Annotated in this window: 14 protein-coding genes, 3 pseudogenes and 1 riboswitch; of the genes and pseudogenes, 9 read left to right on the forward strand and 8 right to left on the reverse strand. The window is 70.7% G+C overall.

Going from position 1 to position 16,652, the window contains the following annotated elements:
* Window positions 1-41 precede the first annotated feature (41 nt).
* Window positions 42-443: a hypothetical protein gene (locus ACWC24_RS37005; protein WP_450667300.1), complete on the reverse strand. Its 402-nt coding sequence runs from the start codon at window positions 441-443 to the stop codon at window positions 42-44.
* Between the two features lie 101 nt (window positions 444-544).
* Between ACWC24_RS37005 and sigJ the strand changes: the two genes are divergently transcribed.
* Complete coding sequence (gene sigJ / locus ACWC24_RS37010) at window positions 545-1,477, forward strand: RNA polymerase sigma factor SigJ (RefSeq protein WP_450667301.1); 933 nt, start codon at window positions 545-547, stop codon at window positions 1,475-1,477.
* A 92-nt stretch (window positions 1,478-1,569) separates the two neighbouring features.
* Here the strand turns inward: sigJ and ACWC24_RS37015 are convergent, their stop codons facing one another.
* On the reverse strand, window positions 1,570-1,974 hold the full coding sequence (locus ACWC24_RS37015) for a VOC family protein (RefSeq protein ID WP_450667302.1): 405 nt from the start codon (window positions 1,972-1,974) through the stop codon (window positions 1,570-1,572).
* 288 nt (window positions 1,975-2,262) lie between these two features.
* Between ACWC24_RS37015 and ACWC24_RS37020 the strand changes: the two genes are divergently transcribed.
* On the forward strand, window positions 2,263-2,640 hold the full coding sequence (locus ACWC24_RS37020) for a hypothetical protein (RefSeq protein WP_450667303.1): 378 nt from the start codon (window positions 2,263-2,265) through the stop codon (window positions 2,638-2,640).
* A gap of 63 nt (window positions 2,641-2,703) precedes the next feature.
* Here ACWC24_RS37020 and ACWC24_RS37025 read toward each other — a convergent pair whose 3' ends face one another.
* Genes ACWC24_RS37025 through ACWC24_RS37045 form a run of 5 tightly spaced genes read right to left on the reverse strand, consistent with a single transcriptional unit; the run spans window position 2,704 to window position 7,684 of the window.
* The gene (locus tag ACWC24_RS37025; RefSeq protein WP_450667304.1) at window positions 2,704-4,032 is read right to left on the reverse strand and encodes an LLM class flavin-dependent oxidoreductase; all 1,329 of its coding nucleotides are present in this window, start codon (window positions 4,030-4,032) and stop codon (window positions 2,704-2,706) included.
* 38 nt (window positions 4,033-4,070) lie between these two features.
* Window positions 4,071-5,123 (reverse strand): ABC transporter substrate-binding protein, encoded by a 1,053-nt coding sequence (locus ACWC24_RS37030; protein ID WP_450667305.1) that lies wholly within the window; start codon window positions 5,121-5,123, stop codon window positions 4,071-4,073.
* A 46-nt stretch (window positions 5,124-5,169) separates the two neighbouring features.
* Entirely contained in the window at window positions 5,170-5,901 is a 732-nt protein-coding gene (locus ACWC24_RS37035) for an ABC transporter ATP-binding protein (RefSeq protein ID WP_450667306.1), read from the reverse strand.
* Window positions 5,898-6,791 carry an ABC transporter permease gene (locus ACWC24_RS37040; protein ID WP_450667307.1) on the reverse strand — a complete coding sequence of 298 codons (894 nt, stop codon included), beginning with the start codon at window positions 6,789-6,791 and terminating at the stop codon, window positions 5,898-5,900. Before ACWC24_RS37040 ends, ACWC24_RS37035 begins: the two co-directional genes overlap by 4 nt.
* Window positions 6,788-7,684 carry a TauD/TfdA dioxygenase family protein gene (locus tag ACWC24_RS37045; RefSeq protein ID WP_450667308.1) on the reverse strand — a complete coding sequence of 299 codons (897 nt, stop codon included), beginning with the start codon at window positions 7,682-7,684 and terminating at the stop codon, window positions 6,788-6,790. The genes ACWC24_RS37040 and ACWC24_RS37045 overlap by 4 nt, the downstream gene beginning before the upstream one ends.
* Before the next feature lie 1,023 nt (window positions 7,685-8,707).
* Between ACWC24_RS37045 and ACWC24_RS37050 the strand changes: the two are divergent.
* The 3 pseudogenes from ACWC24_RS37050 to metX form a co-directional block, all read left to right on the forward strand.
* Window positions 8,708-9,535, forward strand: a pseudogene (locus tag ACWC24_RS37050) (zinc-binding dehydrogenase); the annotation flags it as partial.
* Window positions 9,535-9,660: pseudogene (locus ACWC24_RS37055) on the forward strand (PLP-dependent transferase); the annotation flags it as partial. The pseudogenes ACWC24_RS37050 and ACWC24_RS37055, both read left to right, overlap by 1 nt.
* A pseudogene (gene metX / locus ACWC24_RS37060) lies at window positions 9,657-10,828 on the forward strand (homoserine O-acetyltransferase MetX). The pseudogenes ACWC24_RS37055 and metX, both read left to right, overlap by 4 nt.
* Before the next feature lie 57 nt (window positions 10,829-10,885).
* Here the strand turns inward: metX and ACWC24_RS37065 are convergent.
* The gene (locus ACWC24_RS37065) at window positions 10,886-12,160 is read right to left on the reverse strand and encodes a sulfite oxidase (protein ID WP_450667309.1); all 1,275 of its coding nucleotides are present in this window, start codon (window positions 12,158-12,160) and stop codon (window positions 10,886-10,888) included.
* A gap of 410 nt (window positions 12,161-12,570) precedes the next feature.
* Here ACWC24_RS37065 and ACWC24_RS37070 point away from each other — a divergent pair, with 410 nt between their 5' ends.
* From ACWC24_RS37070 to ACWC24_RS37085, 4 genes are all read left to right on the forward strand, one after another.
* Window positions 12,571-13,494: a TIGR03564 family F420-dependent LLM class oxidoreductase gene (locus ACWC24_RS37070; RefSeq protein ID WP_450667310.1), complete on the forward strand. Its 924-nt coding sequence runs from the start codon at window positions 12,571-12,573 to the stop codon at window positions 13,492-13,494.
* A 107-nt stretch (window positions 13,495-13,601) separates the two neighbouring features.
* Window positions 13,602-14,426, forward strand: coding sequence for a DUF1684 domain-containing protein (locus tag ACWC24_RS37075; RefSeq protein WP_450667311.1), 825 nt, complete (start codon window positions 13,602-13,604; stop codon window positions 14,424-14,426).
* 102 nt (window positions 14,427-14,528) lie between these two features.
* Window positions 14,529-14,642: riboswitch (SAM riboswitch) on the forward strand.
* Between the two features lie 34 nt (window positions 14,643-14,676).
* Window positions 14,677-14,793, forward strand: a complete 117-nt coding sequence (locus ACWC24_RS37080; protein ID WP_450667312.1) for a putative leader peptide — start codon at window positions 14,677-14,679, stop codon at window positions 14,791-14,793.
* A gap of 239 nt (window positions 14,794-15,032) precedes the next feature.
* Complete coding sequence (locus ACWC24_RS37085; protein ID WP_450667313.1) at window positions 15,033-16,652, forward strand: ABC transporter substrate-binding protein; 1,620 nt, start codon at window positions 15,033-15,035, stop codon at window positions 16,650-16,652.

Raw genomic sequence — 16,652 nt, forward strand, 5'->3', positions numbered from 1 at the left:
ACCGGGAACGAGCGTGTCGACGGCGGTCACCCCTCACGGGATCAACCGTGGAGGCCCCGAGCCGGGCCTCGGTGTCGGGACAGCGCCAGCACGCTCAGGCCGAACATCAGCACCCCGAGGGGGAGATGGACCGACGGGATGTGCGCGATGCCGAGCACGACCTGGATCGAGGCCAGTACGAGGAACCCCGACGCGTGCCGGACCGGCCGGGGCGAGCCGCCGCCCGGCTTCCACGCCAGCACCGCCGCGAGCACGTACAGCATCGACGCCCCGTACATCACGCGGGCTCCGGCACTGTGCAGCGTCTCTCCGTAGGAAACGGTCAGCAACAGGCCTGCGGAAACCGCCTGAAGGAAGATGGTCAGAGTCTGGAGGATGATGGCGATCCGCAGGAACGAGGAGCCCCGCCGTACGCTCGCCGTGCCCGTCATCTCAGTGGCCATGTCGCAGTCCCCTTGTCCGCCCTCGGGCGACAGATCGATAAGGTCTCACCGGTCCGACGACGCAGGCGGGCGAAAGGTAAGGCGAGGGGGCGACCGGAAGCATGGAAGGTACGCGGGCCGGTACCACCGGGGCGGCCGACGAGCGACGTCGACTGGTCAATGTCGCCTACCGGTTGCTCGGGTCGGTGACCGAGGCGGAGGACGCCGTGCAGGACGCCTACGCGCGCTGGTACGGGCTGCCGCAGGACCGGCAGGAGGAGATCCTCTCCCCCGGCGCCTGGCTGACGACGGTGACCAGCCGCATCTGTCTGGACCTGCTCGGCTCGGCACGGGCCCGCCGTGAACACTACGTCGGCGCGTGGCTGCCCGAGCCACTGCCCGACCGCTCCGAGTGGAACCACACGGCGGGAGCCGATCCCGCCGGCCCTGCGGACCCCGCCGAACAGATCGTCCTGGACGAGTCGGTGGCCATGGCCTTCCTCGTGGTGCTGGAGTCGACGACGCCCGCCGAGCGGGTGGCGCTCGTCCTGCACGACATCTTCCGGTACCCGTTCGCCGAGATCGCCCACGTGCTCGGCCGCACCCCCGCGGCCTGCAAGCAGCTCGCGGCCTCCGCCCGGCGGCGGGTCGGCGTCGCACAGGCTCCGGTGGCCGCGAACGGCCGGGCCGAGGTGGTGCGGCGGGTCAAGGCGGCATGGGAGACCAAGGACATCGCAGCGCTCGTCGGTCTCCTCGACCCGGCCGCCGTGATGACCGCCGACGGCGGCGGCCTGGTCGGCACCGTACTGCGCCCGGTCGAGGGCGGCGCGCGCATCGCCCGGTACCTGGTCGCCATCGCCGACAGGGCTCCGGGGCTCGAGCTCCTGGAGCGATCGGTCAACGGTGTGCCGGGCCTGGTGGCCCGGCGTGCCGGGACCGTCATGACGGTGGCGGCGTTCGACGTCTCCGACGGGCGCGTCACCCGGATCTGGGCGGTCCGCAACCCGGAGAAGCTGCGACCGTGGACGCAGCAGGACAGCGGCGCCGGCCACTGAACTCGGCGCTCGAACCCAGTCCCTGACAGCAGTTCATACTGTCCCGGCCTGGGCCCGGACCTGGGCCGGTGCCGGTGCCGGTGCCGGTGCCGTCAGGAGTTGCTCCAGCCGCGGGTGCTGAGCACCAGTCGGTAGCCGTCCGGGTCTTCGACGCCGGCACCCCAGGTGTCCCAGTACGAGTTGCGCGCCCGCACGCGCTTGCCGCCGTGGGCTTCCAGGCGTGCGAGCAGTGCTTGCGGTACCTGCTCGTCGAGATAGACGACGAGCAGGTCCTCCTCGGTGGGCCGTGGTTCCACTGCGGCGTCGTGGACGAGTTCGAGGTGCCAGGAGGCGTCCGGCCAGCCGACCATCAACAGATCGTGCTCGTCCGGCCTGCCCGCGTTCTCCGACCGGAACAGCACGCTCAGGCCGAGCCCGCCGACCCAGAACCGCTCCGCTGCGGCGAGGTCACGGGAGGGCCGGGCGATACGGATGTGGCTCTGGCCGGTGGCGGGCATGGCTGCTCCTCGACATCGATCATGTTCTGACCAAGGCAGCGTAGGAAGCGGTGTCCCCCGCCGCATCGGCCCAGCGGCACAGGAGCGATCCATCGTGAGTCCTACGTCCCCGAACCGATCCGGCCCGCACGGGCCCAGCCGAGGCCGTCATCGGGACGGCATCCCAGGCTTTGCTGTTTTTGCAGGTCAACCGGGTTGAGATCATTCCATCGTTGTGAGTCGGGCGGCGGCTGCCGGAAGATTTTGTGCGGGCAGATGCAACTGATTCACCGAGTTCTTGGAGGTCTGATGAAGTCCGTGATCCGGAAGGCTGCGGGATTCGCGGGGGCGAGCGTGGCCCTCGCGGCCATGTCCTTGACCGGCGCGTCCGCGGCCCACGCGGAAGCCCCCACCCAGGGTTGTCCTTACCCCTATGTCTGCTTCTACCTGAACAACGACGACCTGCTGACGGGCAAGCCGATCTCGAAGTACAAGGACGTCACCAGCAGCTATCAGGCGGTCAAGCCCCGACCGCACTACGGGGTCATGAACACCCGAAATGACGACGTGGCGTATCTGCGGCTCCAGGACGGAAGCTCGATCTGCCTTCCGCCGAACACCCAAACCCTTTTCGCCGACGGCTACAGCGTCACCGGAATCAAGATCTCGAGCAGTTCCAGGTGCTGAATCAGCCGTAACGGCCGGCACCCGGCTTCCGCCGCTCGGTGAGCGGCGGAAGCCGGGTGCCGGTCAGGCATGGAACTGGTTCGCCGGGACCGGGAGCCCGTAGTGCTCGCGCAGGGTCGTGCCTTCGTACTCCTCGCGGAACAGGCCCTTGCCGCGCAGGATCGGCAGGACGTGCTCGACGAAGGCCGCGAGGCCCGAGGGCAGGGCGGGCGCCATGATGTTGAACCCGTCCGCGGCACCGCCCTCGAACCAGGCGATGATCGTGTCCGCGACCTGCTCGGGCGTGCCGACGAACTCGAAGTGGCCGCGTCCGCCGCCGAGTCGGGAAATGACCTGACGGACCGTGAGCTGTTCCCGTGCGGCAAGGTCGATGATCAGGTCGGAACGGCTCTGTGCGCCCTCCAGTTTCGGCTTGGCGCGGATGAAGTCCGGCAGGGGCGCGTCGAGTTCGAAGGCCGACGGTTCGGTCTCGAACACGGCGGCCAGCTGACGCAGCCCGTACTCCGGAACGCGCAGTTCGTCGAACTCCCGTGCCAGTGCCCGGGCTTCCGCCTCGGTCGACCCGATGTAGGGGACGATACCGGGCAGGACGATCACGCCCTCGGGGTCGCGGCCCGCGGCCCTGGTGCGGGCCTTGATGTCGGCGTAGAAGGCGGCCGCGCGCTCGTACGTCGTGTGAGCGGTGAAGACGGCCTCGGCGTGACGGGCCGCGAAGTCCTTCCCGTCCTCGGAGGAGCCGGCCTGCACGAGCAGCGGATAACCCTGGGGCGGGCGCTGGACATTGAGCGGACCCGCCACCTTGAAGTGCGTGCCCCGGTGCTCGAGCCGGTGCAGCCGCTCGGGATCGGCGTAGCGTCCGCCGGCCTTGTCCGCGACGACCGCGTCCGACTCCCAGCTGTCCCACAGCGCCTTGGTGATCTTCAGGAACTCGTCGGCGCGGGCGTAGCGCTCGGCGTGGCCGGGGCGGTCGTCGAGGCCGAAGTTGGCGGCCTCGTCCGCTCCCGCCGAGGTGACGATGTTCCAGCCGGCGCGGCCGCCGCTGACGTGGTCGACGGAGGCGAGTCGGCGTGCGAGGTTGTAGGGCTCGTTGTACGTGGACGAGACGGTCGCGATGAGGCCGATCCTGCTGGTCGCCTGGGACAGGGCGGTCAGCAGCGTCAGTGGTTCGAGCTGGCCCGGTGGCCTGAACTCACCGGTTCCGATGAGTGCCGGACCGTCCGCGAGGAACAGCGAGTCGAACTTGGCGCTCTCGGCGAGCCGCGCCAACTCGATCCAGTGGCGCAGGTCGAAGTCCGCCCGGGGGTTGCTGTGCGGGAGCCGCCAGGCCGCCTCGTGGTGGCCGGCCTCCATGAGGAAGGCGTTGAGGTGGAGCCGGCGCCGTGTTGCGGTCATGGGTTCTCTCCTTCGGGTGTCGAGGTGGATGGCGGGGCTCAGTCGAAGGTCAGCTCGGAGCTGTCGTAGCCGGCCGGAAGGAGGTTGTCGGTGATCGACGCGAGGTCGACCTTCTTGGTGATCTGGCCCGCCTCCAGGAAGGCGTCCGCGAGCTTCTGCTCCAGTTCGATGTCCGACTTCTCGACCGGGGTCACGCGGTTCGAGTAGGCGGCCAGGGACGCCTTGGCGTCGGCCAGGGGGATGCCCTGTTCCTGCGAGAGCGCCTTCGCGTACTGGTCGGGGTGTTTGATCGCCCAGGCGTACTCGCGGGAGAGCCGCTCCAGGACGTCGGTGAGGGCCGCGCGCTTGGTCCTGTCCTTCAGCGACTTGTCCGTCGCGACGTAGTAGCTGCTCGTCTGGTCGATCGGCGGGAGTCCCTTGACCAGGACCCGCGCGCCGTTCTTGACCGCGATCGCGGACTGCGGGTTCCAGATCGACCAGGCGTCCACCTTGCCGGTGTTGAACGCCGTCGCGGCGGCCGCCGGGTCGAGGAAGACGAGCTTGGCGTCCTTGGGGCCGAGGCCGGCGCTCTTGAGGGCGTTCAGGGCCAGTCCGTGGGCGGAACTGCCCTGCGGAACGGCGATCCGCTTGCCCTTGAGGTCGGCGGCCGTCCTCAGCTTCGAGCCCTTGGGCACGATGATGTTCTCGACCGCCTGGTCGGGCGTGAGCGAGCGGTTCACCGCGACGATCTTGAAGCCGTACTCCTTCGCGGCGCCGGTGATCGGCGGTACGTCACCGACGCTGCCCAGGTCTATGTCCCCGGACGCCGCGGCCTGGACGAGCGGCGGGCCGTAGGTGAAGCGGGCGAACTTCACCTTGTAGGGCGCACTGTCGAAGACTCCGGTCAGTTTCGCGAGGGCTTGGCTGCCGTCGCCACCGTTGTCTCCGATGGTGAAGGTGTACTTGCTCCATTCAGGATGCTTCGCACTGCTCGCGTTGCCGGCGTTGCTCAGCGGCGCGGTGACGTCCGAGGACGAGCCGCAGGCGACGACAGTGCTCGCGAAGGCGAGGGAAGCGACGACGGTGACGATTCTGCTGGTTGTCCTGTGCATGGGATTGTCCGGTGCTTTCTGTGCTGGATGCCGGTGTTCGGGGAGGTCAGTGCTGTCCGGCGAGGCCGAGGTCTTCCAGGAGCCGGGCACGCAGTTCCTCGCGAGCGAGGCTCGCCTCGCGGTCGGCGGCGGAGAGGCGGACCGCGTGGGAGTTGCCGATGCGGCCGTCGCTCATGACGAGTACTCGGTCCGCCAGGGCGATCGCCTCGTCGATGTCGTGGGTGACGAGCAGCATGGCCGCCTGGTGCTTCGTCCGCAGGGCGCGTACGAGGTCGTGCATGCGCAGCCGTGTGATGGCGTCGAGGGCCGCGAACGGCTCGTCGAGCAGGACGAGTTCGGGCTCCGAGACGAGCGCCCTCGCGAGCGAGACCCGTTGCGCCTCGCCGCCGGAGAGTTCCTTGGGCCAGGCCTTCTCGCGGCCCGAGAGTCCGACCTCGGCGAGCACGTCGCGTGCCTGCTGGTCCGCGTCGGGTCCGTGCAGGCCGAGGGTGACGTTGGGAAGGACCCGCTGCCAGGGCAGCAGCCGGTCGGCCTGGAAGACGATCGCCCGCTTCGCCGGGACCTCGACGCGTCCGCCGTCGGGTCGGTCCAGTCCGGCGAGCAGCCGTAGGAGGGTGCTCTTGCCGCAGCCCGAGGGGCCGAGCAGGATCACCAACTCACCGTCGGCGATGGTGAGATCGAGTTGATCGAGCACCGCCCGGTCGCCGAACCGCCGGACGACCCGCTCGACGACGACACCGGTGTTCCGGCGAAGATCGGTCGCAACTGTGCTGCTCATGACGCCTCATAACTCGGGCGCCACCGCAGCAGCACCCGCTCGAGAGCCCGGACGACCTGGTCGGCGAGCAGACCGAGGAGCGAGTAGATCACCAGCCCCACGAAGACCTGGTTGGTCTGCAGATAGGTCTGTCCCTGGGTGATGAGGAAGCCGAGTCCCTGGTCGGCGTTGACGGTTTCCGCGGCGACGAGGCCGAGGACGCTGTACGCGAGGGAGAAGCGCAGGCCGACCAGGAAGCCGGGCAGGGATCCGGGCACCAGCACACGCGTCACCAGGCGCCACGTACCCGCCCCGGTCGTGCGGGTCATCTCGATCAGCCGCTGGTCGACACCGCGGATCGCGGCGAACAGGTTGAGGTACATCGGGACGCCCGCCCCGAAGGAGATCAGCAGCACCTTCGTGAGCTCGTCGATGCCGAACCACACGATCATCAGGGGCAGCACCGCGAGGAGGGGGATCGTGTTGAGTACCTGTACGACGCCGTTGAAGAGGTACTCACCGCTGCGCAGGAGTCCGCCGAGCACTCCGGCGACGATGCCCACCGTCAGACCGATCGCGAGACCGATACCGGCCCGCTGCAGGGAGATGGCCAGGTCCGGTCCGAGCACCCCCTGCCGCCACAGATCGACGGCGGATTTCACGATCGAGGTCGGAGCCGGGGCGTAGGTCTTCGTCAGCACGCCGACCCGGGCGAGCACCTCCCAGGCCACGAGGATCACTACCGGAGTCGTGTAGATGCCCAGCGGCCAGCGCAGCCGCTCGCGGAGTGTGCCGAGCGTCGTCCGGCGGCGCGCGCCGCGCGGAACGAACACCTCACGTTCCCTCTCGTTCTTCGTCGCGGCGTCCGGGCCCCTGAGGAGGGCGGGAGCCGGGATGCGGACCTCGGTCATGCCGCCACCGCCAGGACGCCGGTGTAGTGCGAGGCGTCGCCGACGAGTTGCTCGCTGCGGCGCCCGTCGGCGCCGATCGGCACCTCTCCCGCGACGGTCACCCGGTTCAGGAGTCGCGGGTGGTCGTCGTAGTTGTCCACCGCGTAGTGCTGGGTGATCCGGTTGTCGAAGATCAGCAGCTGACCGGGGGACCAGGTCCAGCGCAGGATGTTCTCCGGACGGGTCACGTACGACTGGAGGATGCGCAGCAGATCGGCGGATTCGCCGCTGGACAGGCCGACGATCCGTTTGGCGAACCCACCGATGAACAGGCCTCGTTCGCCCGTCAGTGGATGCACCCGCACGACCGGGTGTTCGGCCTCGTACGGTGTCGAGACGAAGACCCGGTCGTACTCCTGCTGTTGTGCCGTGGCGGCCGCGGGGCGGGCGTAGTCGTACTGGTTGGTGTGCACGACTCGCAGGGAGTCGGCGAGGGTGCGCAGCGGTGCGGGCAGGTCGCGATAGGCCGCGGCGGCGTTGGCGATGAGCGTCTCACCGCCGTAGGGCGTGGTCACGAGGGATCTCAGCGTCGTGACCTGCGGCGGGTTGACCACGAACGTGACGTCCGTGTGCCACTCGTCGGCCTTGGAGGTCCCGCTGTCGACGGCGAGCACATTCGTCGTGCCGTCGACGGCCGCCACGTTCGGATGGGCGGTGGTGAGTTCGCCGAACCAACGGGCCACGCGCTCCTGGCCGGAGTCGTCGAGGCCGACGTCGTCGAAGACGAGTGCCTTGTGCTCGTTGAGGGCCTCACGGAGTGCCGTGAGCGTGGAGCCGTCCGGTGGCGCCGTCAGATCGACGCCTTCGGCCACCGCTCCGATGCGGCTGGTGAGCTTGCGAATGGACACGGGCATGAGGAGGTCCTTCTCGGGGAGGGGTGGGCGAGCCACCGTGGGCTGAGGGATGGGCGGCGATGACGGATCGCCTCGCCGACCGAACGGGAATGGGAAAGGGGCCGCGGTCACGACGCGGAGGCAGGCAGCCGTCGTCCAGGCGGGAGGCACGGCCGGGCGGAACCCGCCGCCAGGGGGCTGATGGCGAACCGCCGAATCCCGCGCCACGGGCTTCCGGCCGCGGCCGGGAAGGAGGAGTGCGGGCGAAGAACCCGGAAGGAGCCGCTGAGAGGTCGGATGCGACGGCCCTGCGGAACTACGGCTCCCCGAGCGCGGTTTGACATTGCATCAGCCACGTCGCCATGTCCGTGCGCGCTCGGTGCGCGTCGATCGCTGCCGCGGACGGCTTACCGGGTCAGCGACAACAGAACGTGCTGGCGACGTGCGCCAGATCGATGTGGCGCCGCCGGGTGAGGTCCACGTGCGGGTTCATGGGACGGGAGTTCAGCAGACGTCCACCGGGGTGGTCAAGAATGCGTCTCGCATCGCGGACACAGAGGACTCTCCATCCGTCCGGAACCGCAACGGTCCGACGCCGGGCAACGGCTCGCGCCAGACCCGTGCGAACCGGTCGGGGCGGATGGCGCCAGACCCGTCGCGCCCCCTGACAGCGCCCCCATGCGGGAGCAGAAATGCCTGGTCAGCATCGGTGTTGACGAGGGGTCGCCGGGACGCGCCGACCGACTCCGTGCACGTTCGGCGGACGGGGCGCGTGCACCCTGCGGGCAGTCGGCGCCGACCGCTCGCCGAGGTGCGCGGCATGTCCAAGGAGTGGACAGACAGCCGGTACGAACGGTCGGTGGCGTGCACCGAGGAGGGGCCGCGGGCGGCCGGTGGAGTCGCGCGCCGGGGCCTCCGGAGACACTTGGCGCTTGCCCTTGACCCGCACGTCAGGACTTAACGTGTGCGCGCCCGCGCCGGCCCGCCGCCGGGTTCCTTCCTGGCCCGCCACCTGGCCTCCCTCCTCGACCCAGGAGTTCTTCCATGCCCGCTCCCCCGCCGTCCGTCACCCGCGAGGTCCGCCTCGTCGCCGAGCCCAAGGGCCTGCCCGGCCCCGAGCTCGCCGTCGTCGCACAAGAGCTGCACGCGCCCGGCCCTGGTCAAGTCCTCGTCCACAACCGGTACTTCCTCGTGTTCCCCGGGCTGCGCACATTGATCGGGGGCGCACCCGAGGGGGTGCCGCTGCCGACGATCCACGTCGGTGACGCGCTCTTCGGCCCCGCCGTCGGTGAGGTCGTCGCCGCGGGACCGGGCAGCCGGCTGCGGCCTGGGGACATCGTCACGCACCTGTTCGGATGGCGTGAGCACGCGTTGGTGGCCGCCGCGGACTGCACCGTGGTCGACGATGCACTGCCGGATCCGGCCACCCACCTGTCGTCGGACGCGGCCTATGGCGCGCTGACCCGGCTGGCCGCCGTGCGCCCGGGCGACACGGTCCTCGTCACCGGTGCGGCGGGCGGGGTCGGATCCCCGGCCGGCCCGGTGGCCCGGCTGCTGGGCGCCGGCCGAGTCATCGGCACCACCCGTTCACCGGTGAAGGCCGAGCGGCTGCACACCGACCTCGGCTACGACTCGGCGCTGGTGCCCGGCGACCAGTCACGTTCGCTCACCAGCCAGTCGAGGGAGGCAGCACCCGAGGGCATCGACGTCGTGCTGGACACCGTGGGCGGTGAGCAACTGACCGCCGCACTCGCCGCGGCACGCCGTGGGGCTCGCGTCGCGCTCGTCGGCGCGCTGTCCGGCCAGCTGTCACCGCACCAGGACGGGGACAGCGCTCCGGCTCGGATCGACACTTTCCGTCTCATCACCCAGAGGAACAGCTCGCGGCGACCGGCGCCGCACCGGGTCTGGTGCGTCTGTCGGTCGGCATCGAGAACCTCGCCGACCTCAAGGCGGACCTGGAGGCAGGCTTCCGCGCGGCCAAGGGCGCGTCCTGAGCACCGTACTGACGTCCTCCCAGGAACCTCTCCCGCCGGCCACCGGTGCCTGGCGGGAGGGGACCCGCCGGGACGTCGCCGGTGGTACAGCCGTGAGAAGCCGCTCTCGCTGGAGGCGGGTGGTGAACTGCCGGGTGCGCGGCTCGCGTTCGAGACGTGGGGACGGCTCGCGCCGGACGCCTCCAACGCCGTCCTCGTGCTGCACGCCCTCACCGGGGACAGCCACGTCGCCGGACCGGCCGGACCCGGGCACCCCACCCCCGGCTGGTGGGACGGCCTCGTCGGACCGGGTCGCGCCCTGGACCCGGACCACTGGTTCGTCGTGGCGCCCAATGTCCTCGGCGGCTGCCAGGGCAGTACCGGTCCCTCCTCGCCCACAGCGGACGGACGCCGCTGGGGCGGTGATTTCCCCTTCCTGACACAGCGCGACCAGGTGGCGGCCGAGGCCGGACTGGCCGACGCGCCGGGCATCGACCGCTGGGCCCTGGTGGTCGGCGGTTCGATGGGCGGGATGCGGGCTCTGGAGTGGGCCGTGTCCCGTCCCGGGCGAACCGGCGCGCTCCTGCTGCTCGCCACGACCGCCGCCGCGAGCGCCGAGCAGATCGCCTGGGCCGACATCCGGCTGCGTGCCATCCGCGCCGACCGGAACTGGCTCGGAGGCCACTACCACGACACCGGCCGCGGCCCGCACACCGGACTCGGTCTGGCCCGGCGGATCGCCCACGTCACCTACCGCAGCGAGCCGGAACTCCACGCCCGCTTCGGCCGTACGCCCCAGGGCCCGGAGGACCCCGGGGACGGCGGCCGGTACCAGGTCGAGTCCTACCTCGACCATCACGCCGCCAAGCTGGTACGCCGCTTCGACGCGGGCAGCTACGTCGTGCTGTCCGAGGCCATGAACAGCCACGACGTCGGCAGGGGCCGCGGTGGCGTGCGCGCAGCCCTGCGCCGGGTCACCGCCCCCACCCTCGTGGCGGGGGTCGACTCCGACCGCCTCCACCCACCGGCTCAACAGGCGGAACTGGCGGCGGGCATCCCCACCGCCGACGGCCTCCGGCTGATCGGATCCCCTCACGGCCATGACGGCTTCCTCATCGAGGTGGCGCAGGTCGCCGACCTCGTGGGCGAACTCCTTCCCCGGAAGGACGCCGGGCGCGGAAGGCCGTGACCGTCCACGATCCCCGCGGCCGTCGACGCCACGGCCCCCTCCTGGAACCGCCCTCTGTCACACCACGCTCACCGGATGCCGCACCACCGCGCCGAACAGGTACCCCTGCGTGTTCGGCACGGCGATGTCCGGCTGGGTGCGGCCCGCCGTGTCCGTGGCGCGGGCCATCAGGTGGGTGGGGCCGGGCGTGTCGGGCTGCCAGCCGAGGGACCAGCGGGCCCAGGTACCGGCCTGGGGCCGGTCGTGCAGCCGGGCGCGCCGCCAGCTGGTACCGCCGTCGGTACTGACGTCGACCTCGGCGACGGCTCCCGCGCCCGACCACGACCGGCCGTGCAGTACGTGCCTGCGGCCGGCCGTGAACGTGGCCCCGCTCGCCAGCTCGAAGGCGCTCTTCGTGGTCTGCCGGGTGATCGGCGCGCTGCCGTTCTCGGGGTGGGCGGGGCCGAACAGCCGGTAGAAGGTGGTGTTCCAGGGCGAGAAGAGCGGCTGTGCGGACACCTCGATGTCGCCGACCCACTTGATCGACGCGATCCCCACCCATGAGGGCACCAGCACCCGTACCGGGTAGCCGTGGTCGTACGGAAGCGGATCGCCGTTCATCTCGTACGCGAGCAGTACGTCGTCCAGGGCCTTGGCCAGCGGCAGCGGACGGCGTACCCGGCCCAGGCTCTCACCGCCGCTGACGTACTCGGCGTCCAGACCGCGCGGCTGCACGTCCACGGCTCGCGCGGACAGCCCGGCCCTGCGCAGCACGTCGGCCAGGCGCGCCCCGCGCCAGCGCGCGACGCCGATCGCGCCCAGGGTCCACGGGGTGCCGGTGACCGTCTCCCCTTGTTGCGTCGTGTAGTAGGAGCGGCCGTTCCCGGCGCACTCGACGAAGGCGGTCCGGGTGACGGCCGGCAGCGCGCGCAGATCGTCGTACCCGAACTCCACCGGCCGGTCCTCCCCCGGTCTGCCGCGCAAGCCGCTCCCCCACAGCCGAAGCCGCCAGTCGTCGGCGTCCAGGACGGGTGTGGCGGTGTGGTTGCGCACGAAGAAGAGTTCGTTCGGAGTGTGGTGGCCGGTTCCGCGCAGCGCCTCCCAGCGGGTCTCGGCGTTGGTGCCGCGCTCGATGAACCACTCGGCGGGCAGCGGTTTGACGATCGTCCTGTCGGCGGCGTGGGCGGGCTGCGCGCCACCGATCGCGGTCGCGGAGGCGGTCGCGGTGAGCAGGGCGAGCAGCCGACGGCGGGTGACCCCGTCGGCTCTGGCCTCTCCCGCGAGCCACTGGCGCAGTCTGCGACGGTCGTAGTCGGTTTCGAGGTGTCGGCCGGTGGGGGTGGAGGAAGGCATGGCGGGTCCTCGTCATGACGGGGCGGGACGAAAGGGAGGGCTCGACGGCTCGGCGCAAGTCTTGCCGGGACGGTCCGCTGCGTGCCCGACCGGCTTGTGCTGGAAGGAGGTTGGCGGCAGCGCGAGGTCAGCCGGTCGTCCGACACAGCGCGGCGGCCACGCGGACGAGGTCCACGGCGCGACGGCGGGTCAGCGGCTCCGACAACGGCATGGCGGGATGTAAGCACGCGGGGCGGAAGGCGTCAACGGAGCCCACTTGCCGGTGAACCGCGTGTCCAGGCGGGTCTGCCGGCGTGGCTGCCGCGCCCCGCACCCGACCGACAGACCGGGCAGCACCGCCTCACACGACTGACATACAGCCGTCACACTCGGCAGGAATGCCGGCTCACCGGCCGCCCGTTCCCACTGACATGACTGTTGGCGTAGCACTCAACGCATCCGACGCGCAGAACCAGGTCGACGCCAGTGTGCGACTGGCCGAGGAGGCCGCGTCCGCCGGGCTGCGGTCCGTGTGGTTCGGCCAGAGTTTCGGCGCGGACTCACCCCAGCTCGCCGCGATCGTCGGACGCGCGGTACCGGAGCTGCACGTGGGCACCTCCGCGATCCCCGTCTTCGGCCGCCACCCCCTGCTGGTCTCCAGTCAGGCCCAGACCGCCCAGGCCGCCACCCACGGCCGCTACCACCTCGGACTGGCCCTGGGCACGAAACTGCTGACGGAGACCGGCTTCGGCCTGCCGTTCCGGCGGCCCATCGCCCGGCTGCGTGAATTCCTCACCGCACTGCGCCAGTTGACCGAGACCGGCACGGCCGACTTCCACGGTGAGCTGCTCACCGCCACCACCCCGATCCCCGCGCGCGTACCGGGCGCGGAGTCCGGTGTCCCGTTGCTCGTCGCCGCGATGGGCCCGCAGGCGCTGCGGGTCAGCGGTGAGCTGGCGGACGGGATCCTGCCCTACCTCGCGGGACCGCGCGCCCTCTCGGAACACATCGTCCCCGCCCTGGCCGCCGCGGCCGAGGCCGCCGGACGGCCCGCGCCCCGGATCGTGGCGCTGGTACCCGGCGTGGTCACGGACGACGTGGACGCGGTGCGCGCGAAGGCCACCGAGAACCTCGCGTTCTACGAACAGGTCCCGTCCTACGCCCGGGTCATCGAGCTCTCCGGCGGCCGGCGCGCCGCGGACCTGGCCGTGATCGGCGACGAGAAGGCGGTCGAGGCAGAGGTACGGCGCTACCGCGACGCCGGCGCGACCGAGGTCGTGTTCTCGGGCACCGAGATCGCGGGAGCGGCGGACCGGCGCCGTACCTGGGCGCTCCTCGGCGAACTGGCCGCCTGAGCCCCTCGGATCCACGGCATCCCGCCGAGCTCCGAAGACCCCCGTCCCCAGCCCCCGACCCAGCATCCCCGCGCGGGGGCCAACCTCCGTACACCGAAGGAGATTTCATGACCAGCGAGGCGACCACGGCAGACCTCCGTGCCTTCACCGAACAGTGGCTGGAGTGGTACCGCGAACAAGAGGCCCGGCTCTCCGGCCCGCACGGTTTCCTGGCGATCACCGGTCTGCACTGGCTCGACGACCGGCCGCAGCGTTTCAGCGACGCGCCCGGTAGCTGGCACACCGGCCCCGACGGGGTCGTCGTCGCGCTCGACGACGGTGAGGAACTGGTCGTCGACGGGAAGCCGGTGAGCGGTGAGCACCGTTTCGGCGTGCTGCCCGAACGCGGTGGCGTCGACGCGGTCTGGAAGGACGCCGTCATCGAGGTCGCCAAGCGGGGCGGTCATGACATCGTGCGCCCCCGGCACCCTGACGCGCCGCTGCGCACGGCCTTCATGGGAACACCGGCCTACGCCCCCGACCCGCGCTGGGCCGTGACGGGCCGTTACATCCCCTTCGACGAGCCGCGGTCCACCACCGTGGGCGCCGTGGTTGAGGGTCTGGAGCACGTGTACGAGGCGCCCGGCAGGATCGAGTTCGAGGTGGACGGGCACCGGCTGTCGCTGACCGCGTTTCCCGGGGCCGGTCAGGGCCGGTTGAGCGTGCTGTTCACCGACACGACCGCCGGGGTCACCACCTACACCGCCAGCCGGACCCTGTCCGTCGAACCGCCCGCAGCCGACGGCACGGTCGTCCTGGACTTCAACCGGGCCACCAACCTGCCGTGCGCCTACACGGACCTGGCCACCTGCCCGTTGCCGCCGGCGGAGAACCGGCTGACGGTGGCGATCGAGGCGGGCCAGAAGCTCCCGCGCGAGCGCGGCGGTTCCTGAACCATGACCTTCCGGGCGCGACCGCGGCCGTCCCCACGTCGCCGCGGGAGCGTCCGGTCGCGGCATTGACGTACGTCGGAACCGCTCCGTACGATCAAGAACGGCATTGAGTGTCAGCGTCAAGCCCTGGCTCGCTGACCGGCAACCCTCCCGCGCGGCGGGGTGCTCCAGGTGAAAGCCCGGCGGGATCAGCGACGATCCCCGCAAGCGCGTGGCCCTGTGTTCAGGGCCGACGAGGTGGAGGACCGTGATGCGACGCGATGGTGGCCCTGCCGCCTCCTCCCTGGTCGCCATGGTGTTCTCCCGGCTGGCGCGCCGACGCCACATCGATCTGAAGCGCTCGACCAGCTGCCTCTGTCAGGCCTGACGGCCCTTCCCGCGGCCGGGCTTCGGCGACCTTCCTCGCCGACGGTCGACATCCGTCACACCCATCAGCGGTCGATATCCCCCGTTTCCTGCTGATCTTCCTGATCCGCTTTCCGCCTGGCCCCTGTCCGCAGGGCACTTCCCCGTCATCGGCGTCGCGCCGACCGGGACCGCGCGCCTGTGCGCGGTCGTGCCTCGTGCGGTGCTCCATGCCGGGCGACGCATAGAGGAGAACCTCTCGTGAGAGCACTACCGGATTTCAGAACTCCCCGATGGGCGACGCTCACCGCCCTGCTCACCACCGGCGTGCTGCTGACCGCCTGCGGGTCGGGCACCGACGGCTCCGGCACAGGAGGCGGCAAGCCGCGGTCCGGCGGCACCCTGACCTTCGCCGTGGGTTCGGACGCCGGCTGCGTGGATCCCCAGCAGGTCGGCAGCAACGACACGATCTACTCGGTGCGCCAGATCGTGGACTCCCTGACGGACCAGGATCCCCGTACCGGCAAGATCGTGCCGTGGCTGGCGAAGAGCTGGGACATCAGTGCCGACTCGACCGCCTTCACCTTCCATCTGCGCTCCGGTGTCACCTTCAGCGACGGCTCCCCGCTGACCGCCCAGGTGGTCAAGGACAACTTCGACGCGGTGCCGAAGCTCGGTGTCCTGGGGACTCTGGCCGAGGGCTATCTGAGCGGTGTCGAAAGCACCACGGTGGTCGACCCGCTCACCGTCAAGGTCATCTTCCAGCAGCCCAACGCCCAGTTCCTGCAAGCGACTTCCACACATTCGCTGGGGATCGAGTCCTCGGCGAGCGTGACGAAGTCACCGCAGCAGAAGTGCAGTGACGGGGTGATCGGGTCCGGACCGTTCGTGCTGAAACAGTACGTGCAGAACCAGTCGGTCACCCTGACCAGACGCCCTGGCTACGCCTGGGGATCCTCGCGGTGGAACAAGCGGGGCGAGGCGTATCTGGACCAGGTGGTGTTCAAGGTCGTACCGGAGGCGGGCGTACGCGCCGGCAGTCTCCGGTCCGGCCAGGTGGACGCCATCGGCAGCGTGGGCCGGGCCGACGAGGCGGCACTCAAGGGCGGCCAGGTCGCCCTCCAGCGGCGGGCCAACCCCGGCATCGTCTTCGGACTCGCCCTCAACAACGCGCGGCCGGTCCTGAAGGACATCAGGGTCCGCCGGGCGATCCTGTCCGCCGTCGACCGGAAGCAGATCGCCGACACCGTCTTCCCCACCGGCACCCGGGCGGCCACCAGCGTCCTCGCACACACCACGCCCGACTACACCGATCTCGCCCCGGATCTCGCCTTCGACGCGGCCAAGGCGAAGTCCCTGCTGGAAGAGGCCGGTTGGCGGGTGGGCGGCGACGGCATCCGCGTCCAGGACGGGCGGAAGCTGAGCCTGACCATCGACTGGGTTCCCAACGCGGCCACGAACCAGCCCGCGTTGGAGCTGATACAGCAGCAACTGAAGTCCGTAGGCGTCCAGGTGACCCTCCGGCAGCTCCAGCTCACCCAGTTGTCGCCGATACAGCAGTCGGGCGAATACGACGTGATCTGGAGCAACATCACCCGCGCCGACCCCGACATCCTGCGCAGCACCTTCTCCACGAAGCTGGCCAACTTCTACCGCGTACCGGCAGGCGGCCTGGACACGGCGCTGTCCGCGCAGGCCGCGACCAGCGACCCGGCCGAGCGCAGCCGGCTGGTGGCCCAGGCACAGCAGTCGATCGTGCGCGACGCCTACAACGTGCCGGTGGTGGAGCTGCAGACCCAGCTGGGCGTGTCCACGAAGGTGCACGACCTCGCCTTCGACGCCTCCAGCCGGATCCAGCTGCACGACACCTGGATCGGCTGA

Source organism: Streptomyces sp. NPDC001443 (assembly GCF_053597355.1).